Annotated in this window: 30 protein-coding genes, 1 tRNA gene and 2 other annotated features (1 of these 33 running past the window's edge); of the genes, 2 read left to right on the plus strand and 29 right to left on the minus strand. The window is 34.9% G+C overall.

Annotation, left to right across the window (positions count from 1 at the left end):
- Positions 1-24 precede the first annotated feature (24 nt).
- The 17 genes from recN to miaA all read right to left on the minus strand — a co-directional run bounded on the left by recN (position 25) and on the right by miaA (position 12276).
- Positions 25-1716 carry a DNA repair protein RecN gene (gene recN / locus RZ55_RS03480; protein ID WP_057175802.1) on the minus strand — a complete coding sequence of 564 codons (1692 nt, stop codon included), beginning with the start codon at positions 1714-1716 and terminating at the stop codon, positions 25-27.
- An 18-nt stretch (positions 1717-1734) separates the two neighbouring features.
- Entirely contained in the window at positions 1735-2541 is an 807-nt protein-coding gene (locus RZ55_RS03485) for a TlyA family RNA methyltransferase (protein WP_034531067.1), read from the minus strand.
- Positions 2542-2552: 11 nt separating this feature from the next.
- Entirely contained in the window at positions 2553-3446 is an 894-nt protein-coding gene (locus RZ55_RS03490) for a polyprenyl synthetase family protein (RefSeq protein WP_057175803.1), read from the minus strand.
- Positions 3446-3676: an exodeoxyribonuclease VII small subunit gene (locus tag RZ55_RS03495; protein WP_034531065.1), complete on the minus strand. Its 231-nt coding sequence runs from the start codon at positions 3674-3676 to the stop codon at positions 3446-3448. The genes RZ55_RS03490 and RZ55_RS03495 overlap by 1 nt, the downstream gene beginning before the upstream one ends.
- Positions 3676-5016 (minus strand): exodeoxyribonuclease VII large subunit, encoded by a 1341-nt coding sequence (gene xseA, locus RZ55_RS03500; protein WP_053792719.1) that lies wholly within the window; start codon positions 5014-5016, stop codon positions 3676-3678. The genes RZ55_RS03495 and xseA overlap by 1 nt, the downstream gene beginning before the upstream one ends.
- Positions 5009-5866: a bifunctional 5,10-methylenetetrahydrofolate dehydrogenase/5,10-methenyltetrahydrofolate cyclohydrolase gene (locus RZ55_RS03505; RefSeq protein ID WP_057175804.1), complete on the minus strand. Its 858-nt coding sequence runs from the start codon at positions 5864-5866 to the stop codon at positions 5009-5011. Before RZ55_RS03505 ends, xseA begins: the two co-directional genes overlap by 8 nt.
- 101 nt (positions 5867-5967) lie before the next feature.
- Positions 5968-6369 (minus strand): transcription antitermination factor NusB, encoded by a 402-nt coding sequence (gene nusB / locus RZ55_RS03510; protein WP_034531062.1) that lies wholly within the window; start codon positions 6367-6369, stop codon positions 5968-5970.
- The gene (locus RZ55_RS03515; RefSeq protein ID WP_034531061.1) at positions 6369-6806 is read right to left on the minus strand and encodes an Asp23/Gls24 family envelope stress response protein; all 438 of its coding nucleotides are present in this window, start codon (positions 6804-6806) and stop codon (positions 6369-6371) included. The genes nusB and RZ55_RS03515 overlap by 1 nt, the downstream gene beginning before the upstream one ends.
- Positions 6807-6851: 45 nt before the next feature.
- Positions 6852-7415: an elongation factor P gene (gene efp, locus RZ55_RS03520; RefSeq protein WP_057175805.1), complete on the minus strand. Its 564-nt coding sequence runs from the start codon at positions 7413-7415 to the stop codon at positions 6852-6854.
- Between the two features lie 172 nt (positions 7416-7587).
- On the minus strand, positions 7588-7884 hold the full coding sequence (gene rpmA, locus RZ55_RS03525; RefSeq protein WP_034531059.1) for a 50S ribosomal protein L27: 297 nt from the start codon (positions 7882-7884) through the stop codon (positions 7588-7590).
- Between the two features lie 21 nt (positions 7885-7905).
- Positions 7906-8250, minus strand: coding sequence for a ribosomal-processing cysteine protease Prp (locus tag RZ55_RS03530; RefSeq protein ID WP_057175806.1), 345 nt, complete (start codon positions 8248-8250; stop codon positions 7906-7908).
- A 14-nt stretch (positions 8251-8264) separates the two neighbouring features.
- A complete protein-coding gene (gene rplU, locus RZ55_RS03535; RefSeq protein WP_034531057.1) occupies positions 8265-8573 on the minus strand; it encodes a 50S ribosomal protein L21 in 309 nt (102 codons plus the stop codon).
- 18 nt (positions 8574-8591) lie between these two features.
- Positions 8592-8668, minus strand: a sequence feature (ribosomal protein L21 leader region).
- A gap of 98 nt (positions 8669-8766) precedes the next feature.
- Positions 8767-8840 (minus strand) — tRNA-Arg (locus RZ55_RS03540).
- A 75-nt stretch (positions 8841-8915) separates the two neighbouring features.
- Positions 8916-9428, minus strand: a complete 513-nt coding sequence (locus RZ55_RS03545; RefSeq protein ID WP_057175807.1) for a hypothetical protein — start codon at positions 9426-9428, stop codon at positions 8916-8918.
- A gap of 92 nt (positions 9429-9520) precedes the next feature.
- Entirely contained in the window at positions 9521-10864 is a 1344-nt protein-coding gene (gene glnA / locus RZ55_RS03550) for a type I glutamate--ammonia ligase (RefSeq protein ID WP_034531055.1), read from the minus strand.
- 36 nt (positions 10865-10900) lie between these two features.
- On the minus strand, positions 10901-11269 hold the full coding sequence (locus RZ55_RS03555; protein ID WP_053791775.1) for a MerR family transcriptional regulator: 369 nt from the start codon (positions 11267-11269) through the stop codon (positions 10901-10903).
- 77 nt (positions 11270-11346) lie between these two features.
- Positions 11347-12276: a tRNA (adenosine(37)-N6)-dimethylallyltransferase MiaA gene (gene miaA, locus RZ55_RS03560; RefSeq protein WP_057175808.1), complete on the minus strand. Its 930-nt coding sequence runs from the start codon at positions 12274-12276 to the stop codon at positions 11347-11349.
- A 135-nt stretch (positions 12277-12411) separates the two neighbouring features.
- Here miaA and RZ55_RS07175 point away from each other — a divergent pair, with 135 nt between their 5' ends.
- A complete protein-coding gene (locus tag RZ55_RS07175) occupies positions 12412-12588 on the plus strand; it encodes a DUF3042 family protein (RefSeq protein WP_034531052.1) in 177 nt (58 codons plus the stop codon).
- Between the two features lie 49 nt (positions 12589-12637).
- On the opposite strand, the gene RZ55_RS03565 is transcribed toward RZ55_RS07175, so the two are convergent.
- The 7 genes from RZ55_RS03565 to RZ55_RS03595 form a co-directional block, all read right to left on the minus strand.
- A complete protein-coding gene (locus RZ55_RS03565) occupies positions 12638-13018 on the minus strand; it encodes a rhodanese-like domain-containing protein (RefSeq protein WP_053792724.1) in 381 nt (126 codons plus the stop codon).
- 20 nt (positions 13019-13038) lie between these two features.
- A complete protein-coding gene (locus RZ55_RS03570) occupies positions 13039-14007 on the minus strand; it encodes an ROK family glucokinase (RefSeq protein ID WP_034530854.1) in 969 nt (322 codons plus the stop codon).
- Positions 14008-14031: 24 nt separating this feature from the next.
- Positions 14032-14229 carry a YqgQ family protein gene (locus RZ55_RS03575; protein ID WP_034530853.1) on the minus strand — a complete coding sequence of 66 codons (198 nt, stop codon included), beginning with the start codon at positions 14227-14229 and terminating at the stop codon, positions 14032-14034.
- A gap of 30 nt (positions 14230-14259) precedes the next feature.
- Entirely contained in the window at positions 14260-14886 is a 627-nt protein-coding gene (locus RZ55_RS03580; protein ID WP_054483639.1) for a rhomboid family intramembrane serine protease, read from the minus strand.
- Between the two features lie 34 nt (positions 14887-14920).
- Positions 14921-15463, minus strand: a complete 543-nt coding sequence (locus RZ55_RS03585; RefSeq protein WP_080997703.1) for a 5-formyltetrahydrofolate cyclo-ligase — start codon at positions 15461-15463, stop codon at positions 14921-14923.
- 53 nt (positions 15464-15516) lie between these two features.
- Positions 15517-15666 carry a 50S ribosomal protein L33 gene (rpmG, locus tag RZ55_RS03590; RefSeq protein WP_034530852.1) on the minus strand — a complete coding sequence of 50 codons (150 nt, stop codon included), beginning with the start codon at positions 15664-15666 and terminating at the stop codon, positions 15517-15519.
- 135 nt (positions 15667-15801) lie between these two features.
- Entirely contained in the window at positions 15802-17865 is a 2064-nt protein-coding gene (locus RZ55_RS03595; protein ID WP_054483430.1) for a peptidoglycan D,D-transpeptidase FtsI family protein, read from the minus strand.
- A gap of 113 nt (positions 17866-17978) precedes the next feature.
- Here RZ55_RS03595 and RZ55_RS03600 point away from each other — a divergent pair, with 113 nt between their 5' ends.
- Positions 17979-20576 carry a YfhO family protein gene (locus RZ55_RS03600; protein WP_057175809.1) on the plus strand — a complete coding sequence of 866 codons (2598 nt, stop codon included), beginning with the start codon at positions 17979-17981 and terminating at the stop codon, positions 20574-20576.
- Positions 20577-20619: 43 nt separating this feature from the next.
- Here the strand turns inward: RZ55_RS03600 and greA are convergent, their stop codons facing one another.
- Genes greA through pheS form a run of 5 tightly spaced genes read right to left on the minus strand, consistent with a single transcriptional unit; the run spans position 20620 to position 26426 of the window.
- Positions 20620-21096, minus strand: coding sequence for a transcription elongation factor GreA (greA, locus tag RZ55_RS03605; protein ID WP_034530847.1), 477 nt, complete (start codon positions 21094-21096; stop codon positions 20620-20622).
- Between the two features lie 22 nt (positions 21097-21118).
- Positions 21119-21793: a uridine kinase gene (gene udk / locus RZ55_RS03610; protein WP_034530846.1), complete on the minus strand. Its 675-nt coding sequence runs from the start codon at positions 21791-21793 to the stop codon at positions 21119-21121.
- Positions 21794-21814: 21 nt separating this feature from the next.
- Complete coding sequence (mltG, locus tag RZ55_RS03615) at positions 21815-22939, minus strand: endolytic transglycosylase MltG (protein WP_054483434.1); 1125 nt, start codon at positions 22937-22939, stop codon at positions 21815-21817.
- 22 nt (positions 22940-22961) lie between these two features.
- Positions 22962-25373, minus strand: a complete 2412-nt coding sequence (pheT, locus tag RZ55_RS03620) for a phenylalanine--tRNA ligase subunit beta (protein WP_054483436.1) — start codon at positions 25371-25373, stop codon at positions 22962-22964.
- Between the two features lie 12 nt (positions 25374-25385).
- The gene (pheS, locus tag RZ55_RS03625; RefSeq protein WP_053792728.1) at positions 25386-26426 is read right to left on the minus strand and encodes a phenylalanine--tRNA ligase subunit alpha; all 1041 of its coding nucleotides are present in this window, start codon (positions 26424-26426) and stop codon (positions 25386-25388) included.
- A 39-nt stretch (positions 26427-26465) separates the two neighbouring features.
- Positions 26466-26535: a binding site (T-box leader), on the minus strand (it continues 149 nt past the right edge of the window).

Consider the following 26535-nt stretch of genomic DNA (forward strand, 5'->3'; position numbering starts at 1 on the left):
CCTATTTTACTGATTTTTTCAAATTTATTTTTTGGTTTCATCTGCTAACTTTAATAATTCGTTAGCATGTTGAAGTGTTAAATCAGTGACCGTTGTACCAGATAACATTCTAGCAAGTTCATCTACACGTTTTTGAACTGATAACTTGATGATACTTGTCTTAGTGCGATTCTTATCAATCTTCTTTTCAATAAAGTAATGATGATCAGACATTGCAGCAACCTGTGGTAAATGCGTAATACATAGAACTTGAGATTTTTGCGCAATTTTACTGATTTTTTCGGCGATTGCTTGAGCAACTCTACCGGAAACACCGGTATCTACTTCATCGAAAATAATTGAAGTGACACCTTGCATATTAGTGAATAAAGTCTTTAGTGCCAACATAATTCTAGATAGTTCACCACCGGAAGCAATCTTTGATAGTGGCAACATTGCTTCTCCTGGATTAGTTCTCATATAGAATTCAACACGTTCTGTGCCGTATCTGTGAAATTCACCGATTGGTAACTTTTCGAAGTTAACTTTAAACTCGGTCTTAGCCATGTATAGGTCAGATAGCTGGTCATGAACTGCTTCTTCTAGCTTAGTTGCAACAGCGTGACGATCTGTGTTCAATTCATCAGCTAAATCACTTAACTTGTTTACGGTTGATTCGTATTGTTCGTTTAAATCTTCACCAGTAGTTTGATCAGCTTGCATGGTGGAAAGTTCCTTAACAACATTATCGTAATGCTTTAGGATTTGTTCGATTGAATCACCATACTTACGCTTTAAACCGTAGATGACGTTCAATCTTTCTTCGATTTCTTCTAAACGACCTTGGTCAAATTCTTGTAGGTCCATTTGATCAGAAATATTGTCAGAAGCATCTTGTAATAAGTAAAAGGCATTTTTGATGTTGTCAGAAATTTCTCTAAATTGAGGGTCAACTTCTTCAATTGATTCCATTGAATTCTTAGCTTCACCAATCACATCTAAAGGATTAAATGTTTCATCACCGTTAATGGCACTAAAACTCATGTTTAAGGCATCAACAATTTTTTGGTAGTTAAGCAAATGGTCTCTTTGGCTGACTAATTCTTCTTCTTCGCCAACTTCTAGATGAGCATTGCTAATTTCATTTTCCTGAAATTCCAACATATCAAGTCGTTGTGACCATTCTTTTTCATTACCACGTTTTTCTTTAATTGATGCTTTTAATTGTTGGTAATGATCAAAAGTTTCCTGGTACTTAGCTAAAGTATCGCCAATTTGTTTATGACCAAATTCATCAAGTAAATGAACGTGTCTTTCTGGTTGCATTAATTCTTGATGTTCATTTTGACCATGGATATCAACGATTGTCTCACCAATTTTCTTTAGCATTGTGGTATTTACAAGCATCCCATTGACACGACAAATATTGCGACCATTTCTATAGATTTCTCTTTGTAAAATGACGCTATTATCACTATGATCTATTCCCATATCATCCAACACTTTGTATGTTAGACCATCTTCTGGAAACACAAATAATCCTTGAATTAATAACTTATTACTGCCCGTTCTGATAAAGTTTTGTGAACCTCTGCCACCGGCTAATAGGCCAACGGCATCGATAATAATTGACTTACCAGCACCAGTTTCACCAGTTAAAACAGTCATACCATTGGAAAAATCGATTTCCAAATGGTCGATAATCGCAAAATCGCTAATTGATAGGTTTTCAAGCAATCAAAAGACTCCCTTTCATTACTTTAGTTCGTCAGCTCGTTTGATAGTATCTTCAATCGAAATATCTGGATTAATTGAAGGATTGTCAACAGACTTTAAGTCTACTAGGAATTCAATGTTTCCTTCGCCACCCTTGATTGGTGAGAAGTCTAATCCTTCAACTGAGTAACCAGCGCTAACGGCAAATTTTATAATGTCTTCTAAAACTTCGGCATGAACGGCGTGGTCTCTGACAATACCGTGCTTACCGATTTTATCTCTTCCGGCTTCAAATTGTGGCTTAATTAACGCCGCAACATGGCCGTTTTTAACAAGAATATCTTTTAGTGGTGGCAAAATCAAGTGAAGTGAAATGAAAGAAACATCAATTGAAGCAAATTCTGGTTGACCTTCAGTAAAATCATCTAGCTTTGAGTATCTAAAGTTGGTGTGTTCCATCACAACAACTCTTGGATCTTCACGTAGCTTCCATACAAGTTGGTTACTACCAACATCCAAAGCATAACTTTTTTTAGCACCATTTTGTAACATCACATCAGTAAATCCACCAGTGGATGAACCGATATCTAAAACAGTCTTATCTTTAACATCAAGATTAAATACTTTCAAGGCTTTTTCAAGCTTTAGGCCACCTCGACTAACGTATGGCATTGGTTTTCCTTTTAAATGCAACTTTGTGTCTTCAGGAATCTTAACACCTGGTTTATCCAAACGTTCTTCGTTTTTACCTAAAACTTCGCCGGCCATTACGGCTCTTTTGGCTTTTTCTCTTGTATCAAAAATACCCTGTTGAACAAGTAGCACGTCTACTCTTTCTTTTTTCATGCGAACTACTCCTATTTTTCTATTTTAAAGTAATCTAAAAATGATGATAACAATTCTGTATCCACATCATTTTCGTCTTTTAATTCGTCTAAAATTTGGCGGCTATGGCTAATTGTGTCTTCTAAGTAAGAATATGACTTATCTAATCCTAAATGATTAGTATAAGTGTTTTTGACGCCATCTTGATGCACTGGTTTTCCTAGTTCTTCTTGACTGGAAACGACATCTAAAATGTCATCATAAATTTGAAAAGCCAAACCAAAGTCAGCACCAAATTGGTCTAACTTATCAATCACATCATGACTAGCATTTGCCAAGATACCACCAGCAATCATGGCATATCTAATTAATGCACCAGTTTTTCCTTCGTGTAATTTCTTAATTTCATCTAAGGAAAGCTGTTTATTTTCATTCAAAATATCCATTGATTGACCGGCAACCATCCCTGATGGTCCAGCGAATTTAGATAGATAATAAACTAATTGAGCCTTCATATGATCATCTAAATCATTATCAGTTAACCATTGAAATGCCAATGTTAATAATCCATCACCAGCTAATGTGGCTAAACCGGCACCATAAATCACATGATTAGTCTTTTTACCACGTCTTAAATCATCATCATCCATAGCTGGTAAATCATCATGGATTAATGAATAAGTGTGTAGTAATTCAAGTGCACTAATTGCCTTTAAATCATCGTCTGTCATTTCATGATTTAACATCTTTAAGGTTGCGATGCTCATTAGTGGTCTTAGTCTTTTTCCACCAGCCATCAATGAATAGCTCATTGAATCAGCAAGTTGATCATTGCTAACATCCTTTTTTACTTGATTAGCGAGTTGGCTTTCAATTTGTGGTTTATATTCATCAATAAAATCAGATAAAACTACAGATTGACTCATTACTTATCTTCACTTTCTTTTTCGAATGCAACTTCAGAATCATCATCTGTCATTTCTTTAGCTAATGTCTTTTCAGCATTCTTCAAAGTACTTTGTAGTTCGCCACTTAGCTTAACACCTTTTTGGAATTCACTTAGTGCTTTTTCCAAAGGAATGTCACCTTGTTCTAATTCGGAAACGATTTGTTCTAGTTTGTTCATGTTATCTTCAAAACTTGCTTTTTCAGCCATTATTTACTCTCCTTTTTCACTTCGTTAACAGTTGCTTTCGCATATCCATCAATTAATTTTAGTTCAATATCATCATTTTGCTTAATGTCGTCAACTTTCTTTACGACCTTGCCTTCGCTATTAGTTGTAAAACTAAATCCACGAGACATAACCTTTAATGGGCTTAGATGATCTAACGCATCAACTCTTTGTGTTAGTTGATTTTGTTTATTTTGAATCAACAACATAATATTTCTCTTTAATTGATCATCTTTTACCTGTAGAACTTGTTGTTGTTCTTTGATTAAGTTCTTTGGTGAATTGATTTTTAGATTATATACTAAGTCATTTAGCTTTCTATCGGACTGGTTGATAGTTTCCTTTAGAGCGTTCATCAATCTTTCGTTTAGCATATCAATCTTTTGGACGTATGAATCATACAAACGTTCAGGTTGTTTGAAAATGTATGATTGTTGGATTTTTGCCAAACGTTGTTGTAATTGATTTAACTTATTTCTAAATGCATTAAAAATTCGTACTTGGTCATTTTTAATGTCGGTCATAACATCAGTCAATACCGGTACTGCTAATTCGGCAGCAGCAGTGGGTGTCGCTGCTCTTACATCCGCAACTAAATCAGCAATTGTTGTATCGGTTTCGTGTCCAACTGAAGAAATCACTGGAATCTTACTATCAAAAATTGCTCTGGCAACGATTTCTTCGTTAAATGGCCAAAGGTCTTCAATCGAACCTCCACCACGTCCGATAATCAATGTGTCAAAATCATCGCGTTCATTCACACGATTGATTTGTCTAACAATATCAGCAGCGGCTGCATCCCCTTGCACAACGGCAGGATATAAAACGATTTGAGCAATTGGATATCTTCTTCTAGTAGTTGTAATAATATCTCTAATAACAGCTCCACTAGGTGAAGTAACTACCGCAATTCTCTTTGGATACTTTTCCAAGGCCTTTTTAGGGGCATTGAATAATCCTTCAGCAGATAGCTTTTTCTTTAATTGTTCATATGCTTGATACAAGGCACCAACACCATCGGGTTCCATGTGATCAATATAAATTTGGTAGTTACCGGTTGCTTCATAGACTGAAATTCTACCAGTAACTAATACTTTCATTCCTTCTTCGGGTTTAAACTTAACCTTATCGAAAGCTGATTTAAACATGATAGCGCTAATCTTTGCGTTATCATCCTTCAAGCTAAAGTATTGATGTGCTGGTCTCAATCTAAAGTTGGAAATTTCACCAGTTAAATAAACCTTATCTAGATAGGGATCACGATCAAATTTTTTCTTAATATAGCTTGTTAAATCGCTAACACTTAGGTAATCATTACCCATTAATATCACTCCACTTTGATAGTTCTACGGTTTGTCTCATCAATGTAGCGATGGTCATTGGACCAACACCACCAGGTACAGGAGTTATGTATGAGGCTTTCTTAGCAATACCATCATAATCAACGTCTCCAACTAATTTACCTTCATCATTCACGTTTTGACCAACGTCAATTACAACTACGCCATCTTTTACATCACTTTCTGTTACTGTATTAACCTTACCAGTAGCAGATACGATAATATCGGCGTCTAATGTGTATTCTTTAATATTTGCATAATGGTTTAACACTGTTACTTCTGCACCAGCATTGATTAATAAAGCTGCCATTGGTCTACCCACGATGGTACTTCTACCAATTACGACTGCTTTTTTACCCTTTAAATCAATATCATATCCTTCAAACATTGTCATAACACCCTTTGGTGTACATGCCACAGGATAGTTACTTTGTTCGTTTAAGAATAACTTACCAGAATTAATCACTTGGAATCCATCCACGTCTTTATCTGGGTTAATTTGACTCATAACGTATTTTTCATTGATGTGTTTTGGTAGTGGTGATTGAATCAAAATTGCATCAATATCATCGTCATGATTGTAGTCGTTCAATATGTTCAATAATTCGTCTTCAGTGGTTTCTACAGGAAGAGCATTAACGATTGACTTAATTCCTAATTGTTGAGCTTTCTTATGTTTGCTTCTCACATAGCGGTGGCTAGCTTGATCATCCCCGACGATAATCACAGCTAGACAAGGGTTCTTACCTTGTTCGTTTAATTCTGAGACCATATCTGCAGTCTCTTGATTAACTTTCTTTGCTAAAGATCTTCCATCAATAATATTGCTCATCGTAAAACCTCCAAAGGATTATTTAATTCTCTTTTATTTTAGCATATAAAAAAATGTTTATGTAATAAAAAAAGACTCGCTTTTACGCGAATCATTTTTTCTTAAGCAATTGTGTTTGATAAAACTCCATTAACAAATTTTCTTGAGTGATCATCACTGTATTTCTTTGTTAATTCCAACGCTTCATTGATTGCCACCTTTGTAGGGACATCGTCAACGTATTTAATTTCAAAAAACGCAAGTCTTAGAATTGCAAGGTCTGTCTTGGCAATTCTGTTAATGGACCAACCGGAAACAAGATATGAGATTATACTATCGTCTAAGCTATCCTTATTTTCGATAACACCATCTACTAAAGTGTTGTAGTATGATGGAATTTCTGTTTCTTCATCGGTTCTTGAGATAGCATGAAAAAATAGTTCTTTATCGGTTGTATCATTTGCATTGATAGCAAACAATGTTTGAAATGCATACTCTCTTATTTTATGTCTAGTAAATTCCACTATTTTTCACCCTTATCGCTACTATTGCCGTTTAATAAACTTTTTGAATTAGCTCTTTTATCTTGTTTTTCATGAACGACACCTTCTACGTGAACATTAACTTCACCTAAATCAAGCTCAGTCATGAATAGAAGTTGTTGTTTTACTTGTTCTTGAATTTCTAGAGCAACTTTAGGAACAGAAACCCCGTAATTTAGATATACGTAAACATCAACAATTAATTTTTCATCTTTAAAATTAAGTCTAATGCCCTTACCCATTTCTTTACGACCGAATAGTTCATTAACACTTGTCGCCAATGATCCACGCATGCGCTTTACGCCCTTTACTTGGACAGAGGCAATACTTGCGATTACTTCCAATACGTTTGGTGAGATTTGAATATCCCCAAACTTTGAACTAGCCTTTGGTAAAGAAATATTTGTTTGTTCTGCCATAAAAATTACCCTCCAATCAAAATAAAAGCATCAATTATTTATTAATTAAGCTCTTGAGATGTATGTTGCATCATTGGTGTTAATAACTAGCTTGTCACCAGCATTAACAAAGAATGGTACTTGTACAATTAAACCAGTAGTCATAGTAGCTGGCTTGCTTCCACCTGAAGCAGTGTTACCTTTGATACTTGGTTCAGTTTCTGAAACTTCTAGAGTAACAGTGTTTGGTACTTCGATACCGATAACTTCGTTTTCATATTGAACGATACTTACGTCCATGTTTTCTTGTAAGTAGTTTAAAGCATCCTTGATCTTGTCACCAGGTACAGTAATTTGTTCGTATGAATCCATATCCATGAATACGTAACCTGCACCATCTTCGTATAGGTATTGCATGTTTCTAGTGTCAATTTGTGCTTGTTCCATCTTAGCACCGGCACGGAAAGTCTTGTCTTGAACAGCACCTGTTCTTAGGTTCTTAAGTTTAGTACGTACAAACGCACCACCCTTACCTGGCTTTACGTGTTGGAAGTTAATGATACGCCAAATTGCGTTATCTACTTCAATAGTTAATCCTGTTTTAAATTGGGCAGTTGAAATTGTTGCCATGATTAAAACTCCTCCTAGTATTACTAATATGTTTTATATGATAGCAATGTTAGTGCAGCGATTGCAATCGTAATCGTTACTACCATTGTATCATGTTAGCTTTATTTAAATAAGTCTTTGGTAATAAAAAAAGCCTGAAAATAAATCAGGCTTTTTCTACATTATTCACTAATTACTTAGCAACTGCTTCAGATACTGGGTATACTGAAACTTGGCGCTTGCTGCGGCCCATACGTTCGAAACGTACAACACCATCAACTAAAGCAAATAAAGTATCATCACCGGCACGCTTAACGTTTTTACCTGGGTAAATGTGAGTACCACGTTGACGGTAAATGATTGAACCAGTAGTAACTTTTGATCCATCAGCAGCCTTTGTACCTAGACGACGACCTGCAGAGTCACGACCATTGGCTGTTGAACCTCCCCCTTTATGGTGAGAGAAGAATTGTAAATTCATTTCTAACATTGGATTACACCTCCGTACAATTTAATCTATTGTAATATCTAATTTAATATAATCAGCATAACTTTGAGAAATATCCCGCATTCCATTTTGGAATGTTGATAAAATTGCTTGAGCAGCAATCTCATCTTCGGAAGAATTAGCTTCAGGAACTGTAACTTCCATAAAACCACCTTCGATGTCATCACTGACAACTTTAGGTTCTATGTTAGCAACTTCGGTCAACCCATTTACAGTAGAAATGGATAAAACAGAAACCGCAGCGCATACAATGTCCTTACCATACTCACCTGAATCAGCATGACCGGATAAACTAAAACTAGTAATTCGATCACTTTGCTTATCATGAATAATATTTGCTAATATCATTTTTTATCCTCTAATTAAGCCTTGATTGAGTCAATCATAACCTTAGTGTATGGTTGTCTATGACCCTTCTTAGAACGAGAACCCTTCTTAGGCTTGTAACGAAGAATAGTAATCTTCTTACCACGGCCTTGCTTTTCAACAGTACCTTCAACTGAAGCACCGTCTACAAGTGGAGTACCAACCTTAGCTGAGTCACCACCAACGAAAACTACTTGATCAAAAGTAACCTTTTCACCTTCGTTTGCGTTTAGCTTTTCAACGTAGATTGCTTCACCTTCAGCAACTTTGTATTGCTTTCCGCCTGTTACGATAATTGCGTACATAATGTGCACCTCCTTGAATAATATGCTTAGACTCGCCGAACATAAGCGCTTCAATAAGAAGACTTAATACTCAGTCCGTGCGGTTGTAGCTGTGAAAGTCCACAAATACAACAAAGTAAGTATACATATTTTGAATAATTTAGTCAAGAAAAAAAGCATATCATAAGTGATATGCTTCAACAATTTATTCAAATGTCGCGAGAGAGATTCGAACTCTCGACCTACGGTTTAGAAGACCGTTGCTCTATCCAGCTGAGCTATCGCGACATCAAAACTCAACAAAAAACATTATATCGGATAATCGACATGGTGTCAATATCATTTTTAAATCAATTAAAAATTTTATAATGAATTAATTTCACTAAATTGAGCTGACAATGATTTATCATCAACGCCAAGGTCTACTATACCAAATTTTAAGAACATTTTCCAGGAAAATTGGAAATCTTTTTTAGAATGATTATAAAAACCGTTAAACATCATTCGTTTAATTGATAAATATACTTGGTTAAAGTCACGATCAGCATCAATGCTTGTGATTTTGTTGTAATCTTCTTCATCAATAACGATTACGTCTAACCAGTTATGAACGCTAGCAAACAACAAGTAATACTTCATTGTGTTGGCAACGTCTTTAGTAATCATTTCCTTATAGTTTTTTACATCAATATTTTCTTGATCTTTTTTATATACAGAAAAACGTTTTGAATCCTCTGCTAATTTAGCTAATGATAAATCCAATTGGATAAATAGCTTTTGTTGCTTATTATTGCCGTTTAAGAGCAATTGTTGCTTTTTCCCCATGTTATTGAACTTGGCAACAGCTTGTTGAATCATTTCATTAAATTTTAGCAATCTAAACACCTCACATCCTATTTTATCATTATGACAAACGTTTGAAAAATAAAAAAGAGCCGGCAATAAGCCGACTCTTTTTCAAATGGTTATTAGTATTTTTCCATGTATTGGTTACGTTCCCAATCAGAAACTTGAGCACGGTAAGCATCGTATTCTAAATGCTTAGCAGCTAAGTAACTGTTGAAAATCTTTGAACCTAATGCATGTTTCATTGTTTCATCAGCAGATAATTCTTCTAGAGCATCTAGTAAGTCATCTGGTAAGTTAACAATTTCGTTTTCTTTTCTTTCTTGAGCATCCATTCTGTAGATGTTACGGTCAACACTCTTAGGAGGTACGATACCGTTCTTCAAGCCATCTAGACCAGCTTCTAGAACAGAAGCAATTGCTAGGTATGGGTTTGCTGAAGCATCAGCACTTCTTAATTCAAGACGTGTAGCTTGTCCACGAGCATTTGGTACTCGGATAAGTGGAGATCTGTTTGAACCAGACCAAGCAACGTAAACTGGTGCTTCGTATCCAGGAACAAGACGTTTGTATGAGTTTACTAATGGGTTACAAATTGCAGTGTAACTCTTAGCATGTTTGATTAATCCACCTAAGAAGTGGTAAGCAGTTTCTGATAACTTCAAGTCACCATTTTCATCGTAGAATACATCACCACTATCATCAAATAATGACATGTTTAAATGCATTCCAGAACCATTGATACCACTTAGTGGTTTTGGCATAAATGTAGCGTATAAGCCGTATTTTCTTGCGATTGTTTTAACAACTAATTTAAATGTTTGAATATTGTCTGCAGCGTTTAGAGCATCTGCATATTCGAAATCAATTTCATGTTGACCTGGAGCAACTTCGTGGTGAGCTGCTTCAACGTCAAAGCCCATTTCTTCCAAAGTTAGAACGATTTCACGACGACAGTTACCACCTAAGTCAAGTGGTGCCATATCAAAGTAGCTACCTTCGTCATTTAATTTAACAGTTGGTTTGCCATCTTCATCCATCTTGAATAGGAAGAATTCAGGTTCAGGTCCAATGTTAAATGATGTAAATCCAGCATCCTTCATGTCCTTTAGAACACGGATTAAGTTATTTCTTGGGTCACCTTCAAATGGTGTTCCATCAGTCTTGTAAACTTCACAAATAACTCGAGCAATCTTACCGCGTTCTGAACTCCATGGGAAAATCATCCAAGTTGATAAATCGGGATGTAAATACATGTCACTTTCTTCGATTCTTACGAATCCTTCGATTGATGATCCATCAAACATAATCTTGTCATTTAATAAATCATCTAATTGACTGATTGGAACTTCAACATTCTTTAAAGTTCCTAAAACATCAGTAAACATTAAACGTAAGAATTTTACGTCCTCTTCTTTAACAATACGACGAATGTCGTCTTTTGAATAATCATGCTTTGTAGCCATATACACCTACTCCTAACGTATTCAACATTAAATTAGTTAAAAAGAATTATTTGCAGCATCATGTGAATTCAATCCACCGATGTTCAAAAGTTCATCAGATAAAATTTTACGTGCTTCTTGATCAGTTAATTCCTTCGTGTCGTTATTCTTGTTATCTTCTTTACGCTTCTTGTAGATTTCTTGAATCTTGGCAATATTTAAACCTTCGTCTAAATAATCCTTGATTTCTAAAATCACATCGATATCATTCAAAGAATACATACGGCGGTTACCATCATTTCTTTCAGGTGAAACCAAACCCTGTTCTTCGTAATATCTAATTTGTCTTGCGGTCAAGCTAGTTAACTTCATAACAGTTCCGATTGGAAGTACTGAAAGCGAACGTCTTAAATCCTTTTCTTTCATATCTAACTCCTTCTAACAACATTATAATAACATTATATTTTAATATGTCAACATTTAATGTAACAACTTCTAACATATTATGGCACTTTTTTATCATTTAGCCAATTAAATACATCTTTTTCGATGTTTTTCACAACTTCCATGTTAGATATTATGTCATACCAGTTAACTTTCATCTTATTTCTAAACCAAGTTAGCTGTCTTTTAGCATAATGTCTAGAATCCTTTTTAATTAATTCAGAAACATCCTCTAGGTCTAAATCGCCATGGAAATAGTTGATGAATTCTCGGTAACCAATCCCCTTATATGCAGGTAAGGAAATGTCACCTTTTTGATCTAACCATTTTGCTTCGTCGATTAAACCATCTTTAAACATAATATCAACACGTTTATTGATGCGATCGTACAATACCTTTCTATCGGTATTAAGTGCAATAATATATGGATCAATTGATACGGCATTATTGGTTTGTTCAGAAAATTTAACACCTGTATTGTGATAAACCTCTAAAGCTCTAATTACCCTGCGTTCATTTTCTTCACCAATCTTTTTGGCGGATACTTCATCAACGCTCTTTAATTTAAGCCACAATGCATGCTTACCGTTTTCTTCGGCAAATTCATGCATTTGCTTTCGATAGTCTTCATTATCATAATGATCACCGCCGAGGTTTAACCCATCAACGAGTGATTGGATATAAAATCCAGTACCTCCAACTATAATAGGAAGTTTTCCCCGTTTATGAATGTCATCAATTAATTTATTAGCCGATTCAACAAAATCAGCCGCTGAATATCTTTTGTCGACATCGATAATATCGATTAAATGATGAACAATTCCCTCTGATTCTTCTTTTGTCACTTTGGCTGTTCCAATGTCTAAGTGTTTGTAAACCTGCATAGAATCACCAGAAATAACTTCACCATTTAATTCCTTAGCCAACTCAATTGATAAACTTGTTTTTCCGACCGCTGTTGGTCCGACAATTATTAGCACTTTTTGCATATTATCCCACCATTTCTGCCTATATAAGTTTAGCATATAAAATATTGAATTAAAATATACTAAAGACTGGATAAATAAATAAAAAAACATCATAATGGTAAGTGTAAAGTAAATTATTATATAGGAGGACTTAAAATGAAAAAATTCGCTAAAGGATTCTTTGTTGGTGCATTAGCAACTTCAAGCGCAGTTGCTGGAGCATTATTCTCTTTCAAGAAAAAAGTTGTAGACCCTGTTGAAGGTCAAGCTGATAAACTAGAAGAAAATAGAAAAAGAGTTGTTCGTAAACAACGTTCCGCTCATTTAAACTAATATGAAATAATAAAAAAAGCACTTTACTCTTTGTAAAGTGCTTTTTTATTTACTTCTTAGTCTTTCCATCCCAGTTTCTAAAACCTGATTTTAGGATATAAATATCTTTGTATCCATTCTTACCAAGTAGAATAGCTGTCTTAATACTCAAAGTCTTACCTTGATCGTATAAGTAAACTGGCATGTCTTTTCGAATGTTCTTATAAAACATCTTGATTGTTGAGTAAGGAATACTTCTGGCACCTAAAATGTGACCAGATTCAAAATCTCTGTTTTCTCTTAAGTCAACAATTTGTCCCCTGTGACTACCTTGCTTGAATTCTTCTTCATCAACAAAAGTAGCAACACGGTTTGCTCTCATTCTAGTAATGCTGTTATAAATTAGGATTGCTAATAAAATAACAACAATTAAAAGCATGGATGGAATCATGTGTTATTACACCCCTAATGTTATTTGTTAATGTTTCTTAAAGCTAATGAACCGGCACCAATAACCCCAGCATCATTACCTAATTGAGCTAGACGAATCTTGGTAGAATCTCTAACAGGTCTAAATGCATTTTCTTGGAAGTACTTAGTTGTTGGTTGTAATAATGTGTTTCCGGCGTTTGAAACACCACCACCGATAACAATGTTGTCAGGGTTCAATGTGTTACCAACGTTAGCTAATGCAAGACCTAAGTAGTAACATACGTGATCTACAACTTGGTTTGCAAAAATATCACCGTTATCAGCTAGGAAGAAGACAACCTTTGAAGTTACTTCTTCACCAGAGTTAATCATTTCTTTTAGTCTTGATTGACCAGTAAATTCACTTGAAAGGTTCTTAGCAACCTTAACAACACCAGTAGCTGAAGCGTATTGTTCTAGACAACCGCGCTTGCCACAAGTACATTCGAATCCACCTGGTTCAACAGTAATGTGACCAATTTCACCGGCACCACCGTTAACACCGTGAGCTAATTCACCGTTAACGATAACACCTCCACCAACACCAGTTCCTAGTGTTACGAATACAACGTCAGAATCCTTACTTCCGGCACCCTTCCAGTATTCACCTAGTGAAGCAACGTTAGCATCATTATCTAAAGCAAATGGTAGGCCTAATGCTTTTTCGATTTGATCCTTAATATGTTGGGTAGTCTTCCAGTTTAGGTTGTAAGCCCCAATTACAGTACCTTCCTCACGGTTTACTGAACCTGGAGTTCCCATTCCAATTCCAATAAAGTCGTCAATTTTATGATCAGAGTCCTCCATCTTTTTTGCGATAGAGTTAATGATATTTGGAACAATATTTTCTCCGTTAGCGCTTACATCGGTGGTAATAGCCCACTTATCTAAGATTTCACCGCTATCAGTTAGGAATGCCAACTTAGTTGTTGTACCTCCTAAATCGATTCCAATTAACTTACGTACCATTTTAGTTTCCTCCTAAAAATTGTATTATTTCTTTTCTTCGATTCCATGTTCATGTTTTAATACAAGCTTTGCCTGTATGAACTCTTCTTTAGTTACAAGTCCGGCATCATGTAGATGATCAAGCTCTAATGCCATAACCTCTATATCCCACAATCTCTTGCCAACGTAAACATAGATTCCAAATTTTTTTAAAAGTTGTTGAACATCGTACAACGTCTTCATTTTCCCACATCCTAACGAAAAATGCACTAATTAATTTGCAAAATAACCAGTTTTTAAGCAAAAATATGCAAATACTAGCAATACAATTAATGCCAATATTTTCTTTACCATTGGAATTTTAAACTCTGATGGTAGTCCTACTACGTAAGGTAATAAGAACCCGGCAATTAAACCACCAATATGACCTATTATATCAATATCTGGTGACATTAAGTCGAATCCAATGTTTAAGACGATTAGTAATAGAAAACTTTGTGACATTCTTCTAACATACATATTATCATGAAAAGTTTCACCTAACATCAAAAATACACCGAACAATCCGAAGATGGCGGTACTTGCTCCAGCACTTGCTCCATTAGAGAATGCAAATCCAGCGATGTTACCAAATATTCCTGACAACATGAAAATCACAAGAAATCTAACGTGTCCGAAAATCTTTTCAAGCTGAATCCCTACATAGTACAAACTAATTCCGTTCATTAAAATATGTAGAAATGATAGGTGAATGAATATTGGTGTAATAAATCTCCACCATTGACCAAATTGGACTAGTGGACGATACATAGCACCATAATTAATAATTGCATCCGTTGAATTAGTAACGATACCAAATACATATACGAATATAATTATTGCAAGAATTCCTTCCGTCATAAAAGGAACATCATCTATTTTTTGGTATAAAGGATTATTTGAAATTTGAGTGAATAATTGTTTCAACTTGTTGATCAAACTCATCTACTTTCCATATTGATTTTTCATACATTCTAATTCTATCAGCAAGTGCAATAGTATTTCCAGGATAATCAACTAAAACTCGGTCATAGTATCCTCCACCATAACCAAGTCGATTATTATTAGACATATCAAAAGCCATCCCCGGAACAATCAACAAATCAATATCATTGACGTCGATGCCTTGACCATCAACTGGTTCAGAAATCCCCATCTTATTAACGAATAACTTGGTTTCATGATTATACTCAATGAAATTCATATCACTCTTATTAATCACCTTGGGAACGTATACTCTCTTGTTATCACTTAGTGCCTTTTCGATGATTGGATTGGTATCAATCTCGATATCAGTACTAAGAGTTACTCCAATTGAAGTTGCCGCAATCCACTCATCAGTTTCAAACAACTGATTATATAAATATTGTACATCTTCTCTATTATCTAAATTTTTAAGTTTATTTAAAATTCCACTTCGAGCTGCTGATTTATCCATCTATTCACTTCCCAGAATATAAAAAAAGGATTTGGGCCTTTAAACCCGAATCCTTATTTTGTTTCACGATGTAATGTAACTTTTCTTTCACGTGGACAGTATTTCTTTAATTCCAAACGATCAGGGTTGTTACGACGACTCTTAGTTGATAAGTAATTACGTTCGTGACATTCTGTACATTCTAAAGTAATGTGTACTCTCATCTTAGTTACACCTCCAAGTTAGTTGTATTTTTAATTTTTATATAAACAACTTTCAACTCTTAATATATTATCATTTTTTCTTCGATTTGACCAGAGTTTATATAAATATTGTTAAGGAAAATTACTTAACAGCAATTATTTCAAGCCACTGTCGGATTGAACGTACTTCCAGTATGCTTGATAAATCTTTTGAGCTAAGTCAATATTATTGCTTTCTGCGTTACTTGGCAAGTTTGGAATTGCAACTACAACTACAACTTGTGGGTCATCTGAAGGAGCAAATGATCCTAAACTCAAAGTAACTGTTTCAACTGGCTTAGAACCCTTCTTTCCACTTGAATAGAATGTTTGGGCAGTACCAGTCTTAGCCGAGATTGAAGGTTTAACAGTGTTTAAAGTGATACCAGTTCTGTATTCGTTAGTACCATGAACCACCTTGTAGAAACCGTCAGTAACAACTTTTCTTTGTGCAGCTGTCATATCAATCTTGTTTAGTACCGTTGGTGTAACAGTGTATTTAACTCGACCTAACTTACCGCTCTTGCTTGAAGCACGGATGCTTTGAACGATGTGAGGTTCAATTCTGTAACCACCATTAGCGATTGTAGAAATGTATTGAGCAATTTGCATTGGTGTGTAGGCATCATAGTTACCATATGATAAATCGAGTGCCTTACCAATGTTTGCTGAACCACTAGGACCTTGAATACCCTTTGTTTCACCAGGTAAATCAATTCCAGTGTATACACCTAAACCAAATTGGTTGAAGTAACCTCTCATAATGTTGAAGACATCCGGATTCATAGTTAATGCTCCACCTTCAACATAGTTGAATTTAGCTTCTTTCATTGCTAGTTGCATCATGTATGAGTTAGATGAAACTTCAAGCGCAGTTGAAGCATCAAGTGCAATATCATGGTTACCATCTTGGTTAAACCATGATGCCTTTCTGATTCCACCAGTCAAAATTGGCTTATCAGTTAAAGTAGAGTTAGTTGGTGTAATGACCTTGTCCATTAAAGCACCAGAAATCATGGCACCCTTAACAACAGACCCCATAACGATTGAACTGTTAATTGTTCCAAGCGCATTTGGTGTTTCTTTACCAGTTTCTGGATCACGACTAACCCCGGCTAAACCGATAATTCCACCAGTATTAGGGTTCATAACAACTGCGTATGCACCTGTTGAATTACCAGTACCTTGGTCAGCTTCTTCGACTAGTGATTGAATCTTCTTTTCAAATTCAGAGTTAATGGTTAATTGAAGGTTGTCACCCTTTTGACCACCATATTGTTTAACAGCTTTATCTAAGCTACCACCCTTGATTAAGGTTTGTGATTTTGAACCACGTAAAGTAGATTCATATTTTTCTTCTAGGTAACTTTGACCAACACTATCATTTCTAGAGTAACCTTCTGCTAAAAGTGTATTGATTCTGTCACTTGGCAAACCAACCTTCTCAGAAGAAACAGTTCCAACAATACTTTGGATGGCGTTTCCGTTTGGGTATTCTCTTGTCCAACTATCACCAATTTGAACCCCAGGCATTTCATCTAAATGTTCACCAATTTCGGCAATTTCCTTATTAGTAACATTGGTTGTCTTGATGTATGTAGTTGATAATTGGTAAGAACCACTCATCTTTTGGAATATTGTTGCAGCATTCTTAGTTGCTTTATCTGTGCTGTATAGCTTATCATTCATAACTTTTTGAAGTTCTAGAACGTATTCTTCACTAGTACTTGCACCCTTAGGGAAAGTAATACTAGAACTTACTTTCTTAAGGTTATCAGCATTAGCTAAGTAAAAATCAGCTTCTTGTCTAGGGGTTAATGATGAAGTGTCAACAGTTAAGTATTTGCCTAATGTATTGGCAATCTTATATAGGTCGGCACTAGTTACGGATAATCCCTTAGTGTATTGAATAGCTTGGTGGGCTTTATTTCCAACAAGGACACGACCGGTAGAATCGTAAATCATCCCTCTTTGAACATTTCCATACTTAACGGAATTATCTGATCTACTAACTTCAGCCTTATATTGGTTTCCATTAACGACCTGTAAATAACCCAATTGAATTATTAGAATGGCAAATAGTACTCCGACAACTGTCAAAATAATATTTAATCTAAATGGTACCTTTGAATTTTCCCCACGATCACTGTGGTGAAATATTTTTTGCAAAAAACTATTCAAAACAATCTAACTCCTTAATTATTATATGTTAATCAGTCATTTAGTCTGGTTTATTGTATACTATAGTTAGTTACTTTATAAGTAATAATCAAAATACATAGGAAGTATTAACTATGATTAATTCAATTAAAAAAATCATAAAAAAACACCGCTTATACTTATTAAGCTTTTTTATTCCATTTATTATTATGTCATGTTATTTTGCTTACCGCAATATGTTTCCATTTGGAAATAGTAGCATTTTAACTGTAGACCTAGGTCAGCAATATGTAGATTTATTCGCATATTTCCGTCGAACACTTCTATCGTTAGACCTACATAGCATATTATACTCATTTTCAAACGGATATGGTGGAGAAATGATTGGAATTTGGGGATATTATCTATTAAGCCCGCTTAATATCATTTTATTAATCATCCCTGCAAAATTTATCAACTTCTCAATTCTTTTGATAACGCTATTTAAATACGGTTTATCAGGATTAACTTTCAGCATTTTTCTAAAGCATAAGGGCATCAAAAAAGACCTAATCATTTTATCGATGGCAATTTCCTATGCTCTTAATGGATGGATGATTGCTAACCAGTTAAATGTAATGTGGTTGGATGGTGTTATCCTCCTACCAATTATCATTATGGGTATTGATCGAATTTTTAAAAACAACAAATATAGCCTATTCATTATTAGTTACACCGCCATGTTAATCATTAACTATTACATTGCATACATGATTACAATTTTTTCGGTTACCTATGTAATTGGTAAGTTAATAAATGATAATCATTCATTAAAGATGCGCCTTGGTAGATTAGTCTCGATTGGTGTTAGTTACTTCGTATCATTATTGCTTTCAGCATTTATCTTTTTACCAAACCTAATCGAGCTAAAAAATGGTAAAGGTGCATACACCCTATCAACATTCAAATGGAAGGTTGAATACAACCCATTGAAAATGATAAGCAAGCTTTTCGATGGTAGCTTCAACTTTTCTCAAATGCCTAGCGGTTACCCTAACATCTTTGTTGGAGCGATTGCAGTAATTGGTTTCATAATATTCTTCTGCAATAAACAAATTCAGTTAAAACGAAAAATAGTTGCACTTGCCATCACAGTTATCCTAATTGTTTCGATGTTCTTTGAACCATTAGATTTACTATGGCACGCAATGCAATTTCCAATTTGGTATCCTTACCGTTTTTCATTCATTTTTTGCTTCTGGATTATTTATATCGCTGCAATTGGTTTGGATAAGCAAGCTGGACACATTAACTTCAAAGAAATTATCATCTCCGGGGCTATTTTAGTTGCTGGTTTAATTTATACAGCACTAAACATTAATAGCTTTAACTACTTATCATTAACCAAATATTTAATTTCATTGGCATTCGTTGCCATCAGTTTTATTGTCATCCATGTATCAAACAAAGACAATAAGTACTACCTACTCTGCTTGGTAGTTATTGCAATTGGTGATATGGGAATGAATGCATTTAACTCCTTAAACGCCATTAGTTATGTATCAAATGATGATTACATGAAGTACACAGCAACGTTAAATCGTCACGTGAATGATATTAAACAAAAGGATGATAGTTTCTATCGAATCAGTAAGGACTTCTATCGAACTAGAGATGATCCAATCGAATCAAACTTTTACGGTGGTTCAACATTCTCATCAACACTTAGAAAATCAACACCTGATTTCAACCAAAAGATTGGTAATGCATATACTACCGGATCAATTGATTATTCCAACGGAACCATCGTAACTGACTCATTACTTTCATTTAAGTACTTCATTAATACGATTAACTACAATAAGACATATCCGATGATTCAAAAGAGTAGCAATCGTTATGATATCGTCAATAATGATGTGCAAAAGATAGATATCTTCCAAACCTTTAAATCAAACAATGCATTTCCACTTGTTTACACAGCATCTAATAATGTCTTTTCAAAAATCATTGCATCAGATCCTATCAAGTACCAAAACTTGATGGTTAAACAAGTCACTGGTAATAATAGCGACGTGTTCAATGAAAACATGCACTACACTATCCTTTCAGAAAACACTAATGCATTAACTGGCTTAAACAACCAAGTAATCGCTAAAAACAATCTTCTAAAAGATGGCGAAATCGTAATCAAGTATAAACATCAAAATAACATGGTGCCATACATGATAGTGCCAGCTTCAATGAATCAACAAAAATGTAGCATTAAGGTTAATGGTGAAGAATTAAACCTTCCAAGCGAATTTCAAAGTACTTTCGTTGTAAGCTTGCCAAACAACAAGGATAACAAAGTTACCATCAAGCTATTAAACGGCAAAGTATACACTAACGAGTTTAATATTGCTTCCTTAAACCTACCTAAATTCCTAAGTGAAACAAAGGCAATTAGAAACCAACGTAACAATATTAAACTTAACGGTAATACCGTTTCTGCTGATATTAACGTATCTACAAAGCGTCAATCCGTTGCAACCTCAATTCCATACTCCAATGGATGGACGTTGACCGTCGATGGTAAGAAACATCCTATTAAGGTGATCAATGATGAATTCATTGGTTTTGATAATCTTTCCGTCGGTAAACACAAAATCAAGTTATCATTCTATCCTTCAGGATTAAACGCTGGAATAATAATCTCAGTACTAACCTTGATGTTTGTAATTGGATTCTATATCTACAAGAAAAAAAGATAATAAAAAAGGACTCGTCTAAACGAGTCCTTTTTATTTTATAAAATTATTCAACAGAAATAATCTTAACTTTCATATCACCGGCAGGAATTTCGATAACTACTTCATCGTTAACCTTGTGGCCTAATAGACCTTTAGCAATTGGTGAATCGTTTGAAATTTTACCTTCCAATGGATCTGCTTCAGCAGCACCAACGATTTGGTAAGTTTCTGGGTCTTCATCTGGTAGTTCTTTAAAAGTAACCTTCTTACCAACGTTTACCATATCACTTTCAACGTCGTCGTTATCAACAACGTCAGCGTATTGTAGCATGTGTTCTACAGTTGTAATACGGCTTTCTAGCATACTTTGTTCGTTCTTAGCTGATTCATATTCAGAGTTTTCTGATAAATCACCATAACTTCTGGCAATCTTGATTCTTTCAATGATTTGTGGACGTTGATTTAATCTTAAATCTTCCAATTCAGCTTCAAGTTTTTGTTTACCTTCGACTGTCATTGGGTAGCTTTCATCTTTAGCCATTATAAACTCTCCTTTAAATTAATTAGATTGTTGTATCAATATTATTGAAAACCTTGTTGTTACCGTGTTTTACCAAGATTGATTGAATCTTAGTTGTTAATAAATCAATCGCAACTTGGTTCTTACCACCTTCTGGAACGATGATATCTGCGTAACGCTTACTTGGTTCAACAAATTGGTTGTACATTGGGCGAACAGTTTCCAAGTATTGTTGGATAACTTCATCCAATGTTCTGCCACGTTCCTTGGTATCTCTTTGAATTCTTCTTAAAATACGAATATCGTCGTCAGTATCAACGAACACCTTAATGTCCATTAAATCTCTAAGACGCTTGTCGTCTAGAATTAAGATTCCTTCTAGGATGATAACATCACGTGGTTCTTGAGTAACTGTTTCAGTACTACGATTTAATTTAGTGTAGTCATAAACCGGTTTTTCAATCGCTTCATAGTTTAGAAGCTTATTCAAATGTTCTAGTAATAAGTCACTATCAAAAGCTAATGGATGATCGTAGTTAGTTTCTTCTCTTTCAGCCATTGTCTTATGTGATTGATCCTTGTAGTAAGAATCTTGTTGCAAAATCATAATTGAATGACCCAATAGTTGGTTAAAAATGGCACGACTAACAGTAGTTTTACCACTACCTGAACCACCAGTAACACCAATAACAACGGGACGCTTTTTCTTTTCTACCATAATAATCTCTCCATAACCGATTTATCTCATAACACTATCATTGCCGATTAAGTCATCGACATCTTTATCTGAATTATAATACTTAACCTTCTTATCATTCATATTAACACTATATGCTAAATAAAAAGTAGTCATATCCTTTGGATTCAAAATTGAATCTAGTGACTTAACCGTTGGGTTATTAATCGCACTAGGTGGGAATCCAGTATTCTTATATAAATTATAAGGGGTATTAGCATCATAATCTTTCTTTGAAAGTTTTTGTCCAGAAACTTTACCATTAGCATACCTAATAGAAGATTGCACTTCAAGAGGTAAATTACTATTTAGACGATTATATAATATTCCCGCAATCTTTTCTTGATCTTTTTTATCAACATGATTGTGTTCAATAAATGAAGCCAAAGTAATTGCTTCATCGACTGTTAGGTTTTGTTTCTTTATTTCCTTGAAATATGGACTAAATTCATAATTAGTCTTTGCTACCATTTGGTTAACAATTTGTTTCAAGGTGACATTTTTTTGTGAATTGTATGTGGCTGGATATAGGTATCCTTCTAACACATACTTTCTATTCTTAGCCTTAAATGCTGAATCTAAAAGCTTAGGATATTTTTTCTTCAATTGATTCAAGAAATCAGTATCCTTCATTAGCTTTTTGAAGTCCGCATTTGAATATTGACTGCTTTGTTCTACTGATTGGGCAATTTCATCGATGTTATCACCTTCACGAACAAGCAAGCGACCATATTTACCTTGTAGCGGTTGAGCTGTTCCACCTTTTTTCAACTTGTCAGCAATCTTTTGCAAACTCATTGAAGGTGAAAGTTCATAATAACCCGCCTTTAGACCAGAATAGTTATGACTATTAACAAAATAGTCGAATACTAAACCACTTTTGACAATTTTACTTTCTTGTAAGATTGATCCAATTTTCTTATCGGAAGCACCCATTGGGATTTGAACTTGAATTAATTCTTTATCCTTAGGATTCAATGGTTTTAGTGATTCTTTAACGTATTGATGTCCAAGAATAAATATAAAAATTCCCAAAACTATTAAGATGGCGATAATACTTAGTGAAATCTTTTTGCCTAAATTAGTGTGCTTCTTTTCGAAATCATTGGAGTTCTTTTCTTCATTCAAATCCATTTCCTCCATTTAAAAATTAACGTATTTCTACATTGAATTCTTTTTCAAGATTTCTTTGCACTTTTTCCATTGCATTATTTACATCATCATCAACCAAAGTATCATGCTTGTTTTGGAATGTTAATGAATATGCTAATGACTTCTTATCTTCAGGAACATGTTCACCTTCGTATAAGTCAAACAACTTAACGTCTACTAAGTATGCTCCACCACGTTTTTCAATTACCTTAACGATTGAATCATTTTCAACATTCTTATCAATTAGCATTGCGATATCACGCTTGATTGAAGGATATTTTGAAACTAATTCGTAGCTTTGTTCTTTCTTAGGCAAGTCAATGATTGTTTGTAGGTTTAAGTCAAAGACATAAGTTTCATTAATCTTAAATTGCTTTGCAATCTTTGGATGAACTTGTCCCACAAAACCAACATAGTGACCATGAACAAAGATATCAGCAGTTCTACCTGGGTGCATTTCTGGATATGATTCGTTAGCGACGTAGCTAATTTCACCGTTTAAACCAATTGTTTCCAAGTATTCGTTAACAATTCCTTTGATTTGGAAGAAATCAACGTTCTTAGCAGGTTGGTTCCATGAATTATCAACTAGTGAACCAGTCATTGCACCAGCTAAATGTTCAATTTCATCTGGTTTAACAACATCAGCATTTTCCTTATGGAAGACACGACCTTGTTCGTATAAAGCAACGTTATCAACTTTTCTAGCCTTGTTGTAAGCAATGTCATCTAATAGTCCTGAAACTAGGTTCATTCTTAATGTAGTGTGATCACTGCTCATTGGGTAACTTAAATCAGTTTGTGCTGATTCACCCATCATGAACATTTTAGCTTTTTCTTCAGTAGTTAAAGCATATGAGATGGCATGAGTTAAACCTAAACCTTCTAGAATATGACGACTGTCTCTGATTAATTGTTGTTCATCATTTAAACCACCAGTTGTCATAGTAGTTGTTGGTAAGGTACTTGGTAGGTTATCGTATCCGTAAATTCTAGCAACTTCTTCGATTAAGTCCGCTTGGATATGGATATCACCACGTCTAGTTGGAACTGTAACAACTAAATCATCACCATTAGTCTTAACTTCAAAACCAAGTCTTTCAAAAATGCCTGTCACATCAGCAGCACTTAATTCCATACCTAGGACATGGTTAATACGAGCAACTGAGATTTCAATAACAGCCTTCTTAGCTTCGTACTTGCTACCAACTAACACATCGCTAGTAACTGAACCGTTGGCAATTTCTCTTGCCATTTCACTAGCTGAAGATAAAACATCTTCAACAGCCATTGGATCTACACCACGTTCAAAACGTTGTGATGCTTCAGTATGAATAACATGCTTTCTAGCCATTTTTCTAACTTTAATTGGATCAAAGATAGCACATTCGAACAATACGTTCTTAGTATCAGCGGTAATTGAACTGTCCATACCACCAATTACACCAGCCATTGCGATTGGGCCGTTTTCATCAGCAACTACTAAATCGTTTGAATCTAATTCTACTTCGTTTTCATCTAAAGTAGTAATCTTTTCACCGTCATTAGCGTATCTAACTGATACATTGCCTGAAAGTTTATCTAGGTCATATGCATGCATTGGTTGACCAAACTTAAGCATTGAGTAGTTTGTGATATCAACGATGTTATTTACTGGTTTAATTCCGGCATTCCAAAGTCTAACTTGCATCCATAGTGGACTTGGTTTTACTTCAACATCATTAACAACACGGTTTAGGTATGTCCAAGCAATTTCTTCGTTAACATCACTTTTGATTTGATCGGATGTTAATTTATCTGAAGTTTCGCTAACTTTATCTAAATCAAACTTAGCTGGCTTGTTGTAGATAGCAGCTAAATCATGAACAGTACCGTAAATACTTAGCATGTCACCACGGTTAGGAGTTACGTCTAAATCGATTAGTGCGTCATCCATACCAAGGTACTTGTAAACATCGTCACCCAAGGTAGCATCTTCTGGTAAGAAGTAAATACCGTCAGACCATTCCTTTGGCACAACATCTTTAGGGTAACCAATTTCATCTAGTGCACAAAGCATCCCATTGGATTGAACTCCACGCATTTTTGATTTTTTAATCTTCATGTTATCAGCAACTCTGGCACCAGATAATGCTGTAATAACGTTCTTGCCTACTTGAGCATTTGGAGCTCCACAGACAATTTGAACTGGTTCGTCTTCACCAACATCAACTTGGCAAATGTGTAAGTGATCTGAATCTGGATGGTTTTCCATTTCCACAATCTTACCTACAACGATTTTTTTAAGTCCATCGCTAGGTTTGATAACAGAGTCAACTTCGACTGATGAACGTTCAATTTTTTCGGCTAATTCGTCAGCAGGAATATCTAAATCAATGTATTCCTTTAGCCAATTGTATGAAATTTTCATTAGTATCTCTCCTTAATTAAATTGCGATAAAAATCTAACATCGTTTAGGTAGAAATCACGAATATCTTCTACACCGTATTTCAACATTGCAAAACGATCTGGACCTAGTCCAAATGCGAAACCACCATATACATCAGCATCTACACCGGCCATCTTCAATACGTTTGGATGTACCATTCCGGCACCTAGAACTTCAATCCATCCTGCGTGCTTACATACATCACAACCCTTACCATCACACTTGAAACAAGTAACATCTGCTTCAACTGATGGTTCAGTGAATGGGAAGTAACTTGGTCTCAAACGAATATCGTACTTGTTACCAAATAATTGGTGTAGTAAGTATTCAAGAGTTCCTTTTAAGTCACCCATTGTAATGTTCTTATCAATCACGATTCCTTCTACTTGGTGGAATTGGTGTGAATGAGTAGGATCATCAGTATCACGTCTGTATACGACACCTGGTGAAATCATCTTCAATGGACCCTTACTGAAATCATGTTTTTCAAGAGTTCTTGCTTGCATAGGAGAGGTTTGAGTTCTCATCAAGATTTCTTTAGTAATGTAGAAAGTATCTTGCATATCTCTGGCTGGATGATCCTTTGGTAGGTTCATCATTTCAAAGTTATACTTGTCTTCTTCTACTTCTGGACCACTTTTAACTTCGTAACCCATACCGATGAACATGTCACAAATTTCATCAATAATTGATTGGATAACATGTGGATGTCCCTTAGCCACTGGAGTACTTGGAAGAGTAACATCGATTTTTTCAGCAACTAGTTGTGCTTCTAAGGCTTTGTTTTCTAATTCTGTTAACTTTGCATCCAAGGCATTTTGAATTTCATCTCTAATTTCGTTGGCATAGCTACCAACTTCAGGTCTTTTTTCAACTGGTAAGTCCTTAATACCTCTTAGTGCCTGAGTAATTGGACCTTTTTTACCAAGTAAATTAACTTTAATTTCTTTAGTAATTTCGTTAACGTCAGTTGCTTGATTGATTTGAGCAATTCCATCATCACGCAACTTGGTTAAATCATCTTTTAATGACATAGTATTCTCCTCTCATTTCAACAAAAAAAGCCTCATCCCAAAAGGGACGAAGCTTCGCGGTACCACCCTAGTTTATAAATTGCGGTTCGCAATTCATACACTCTAAATC

This window comes from Apilactobacillus kunkeei (genome assembly GCF_001421115.1).
Classification (GTDB): domain Bacteria; phylum Bacillota; class Bacilli; order Lactobacillales; family Lactobacillaceae; genus Apilactobacillus; species Apilactobacillus kunkeei_F.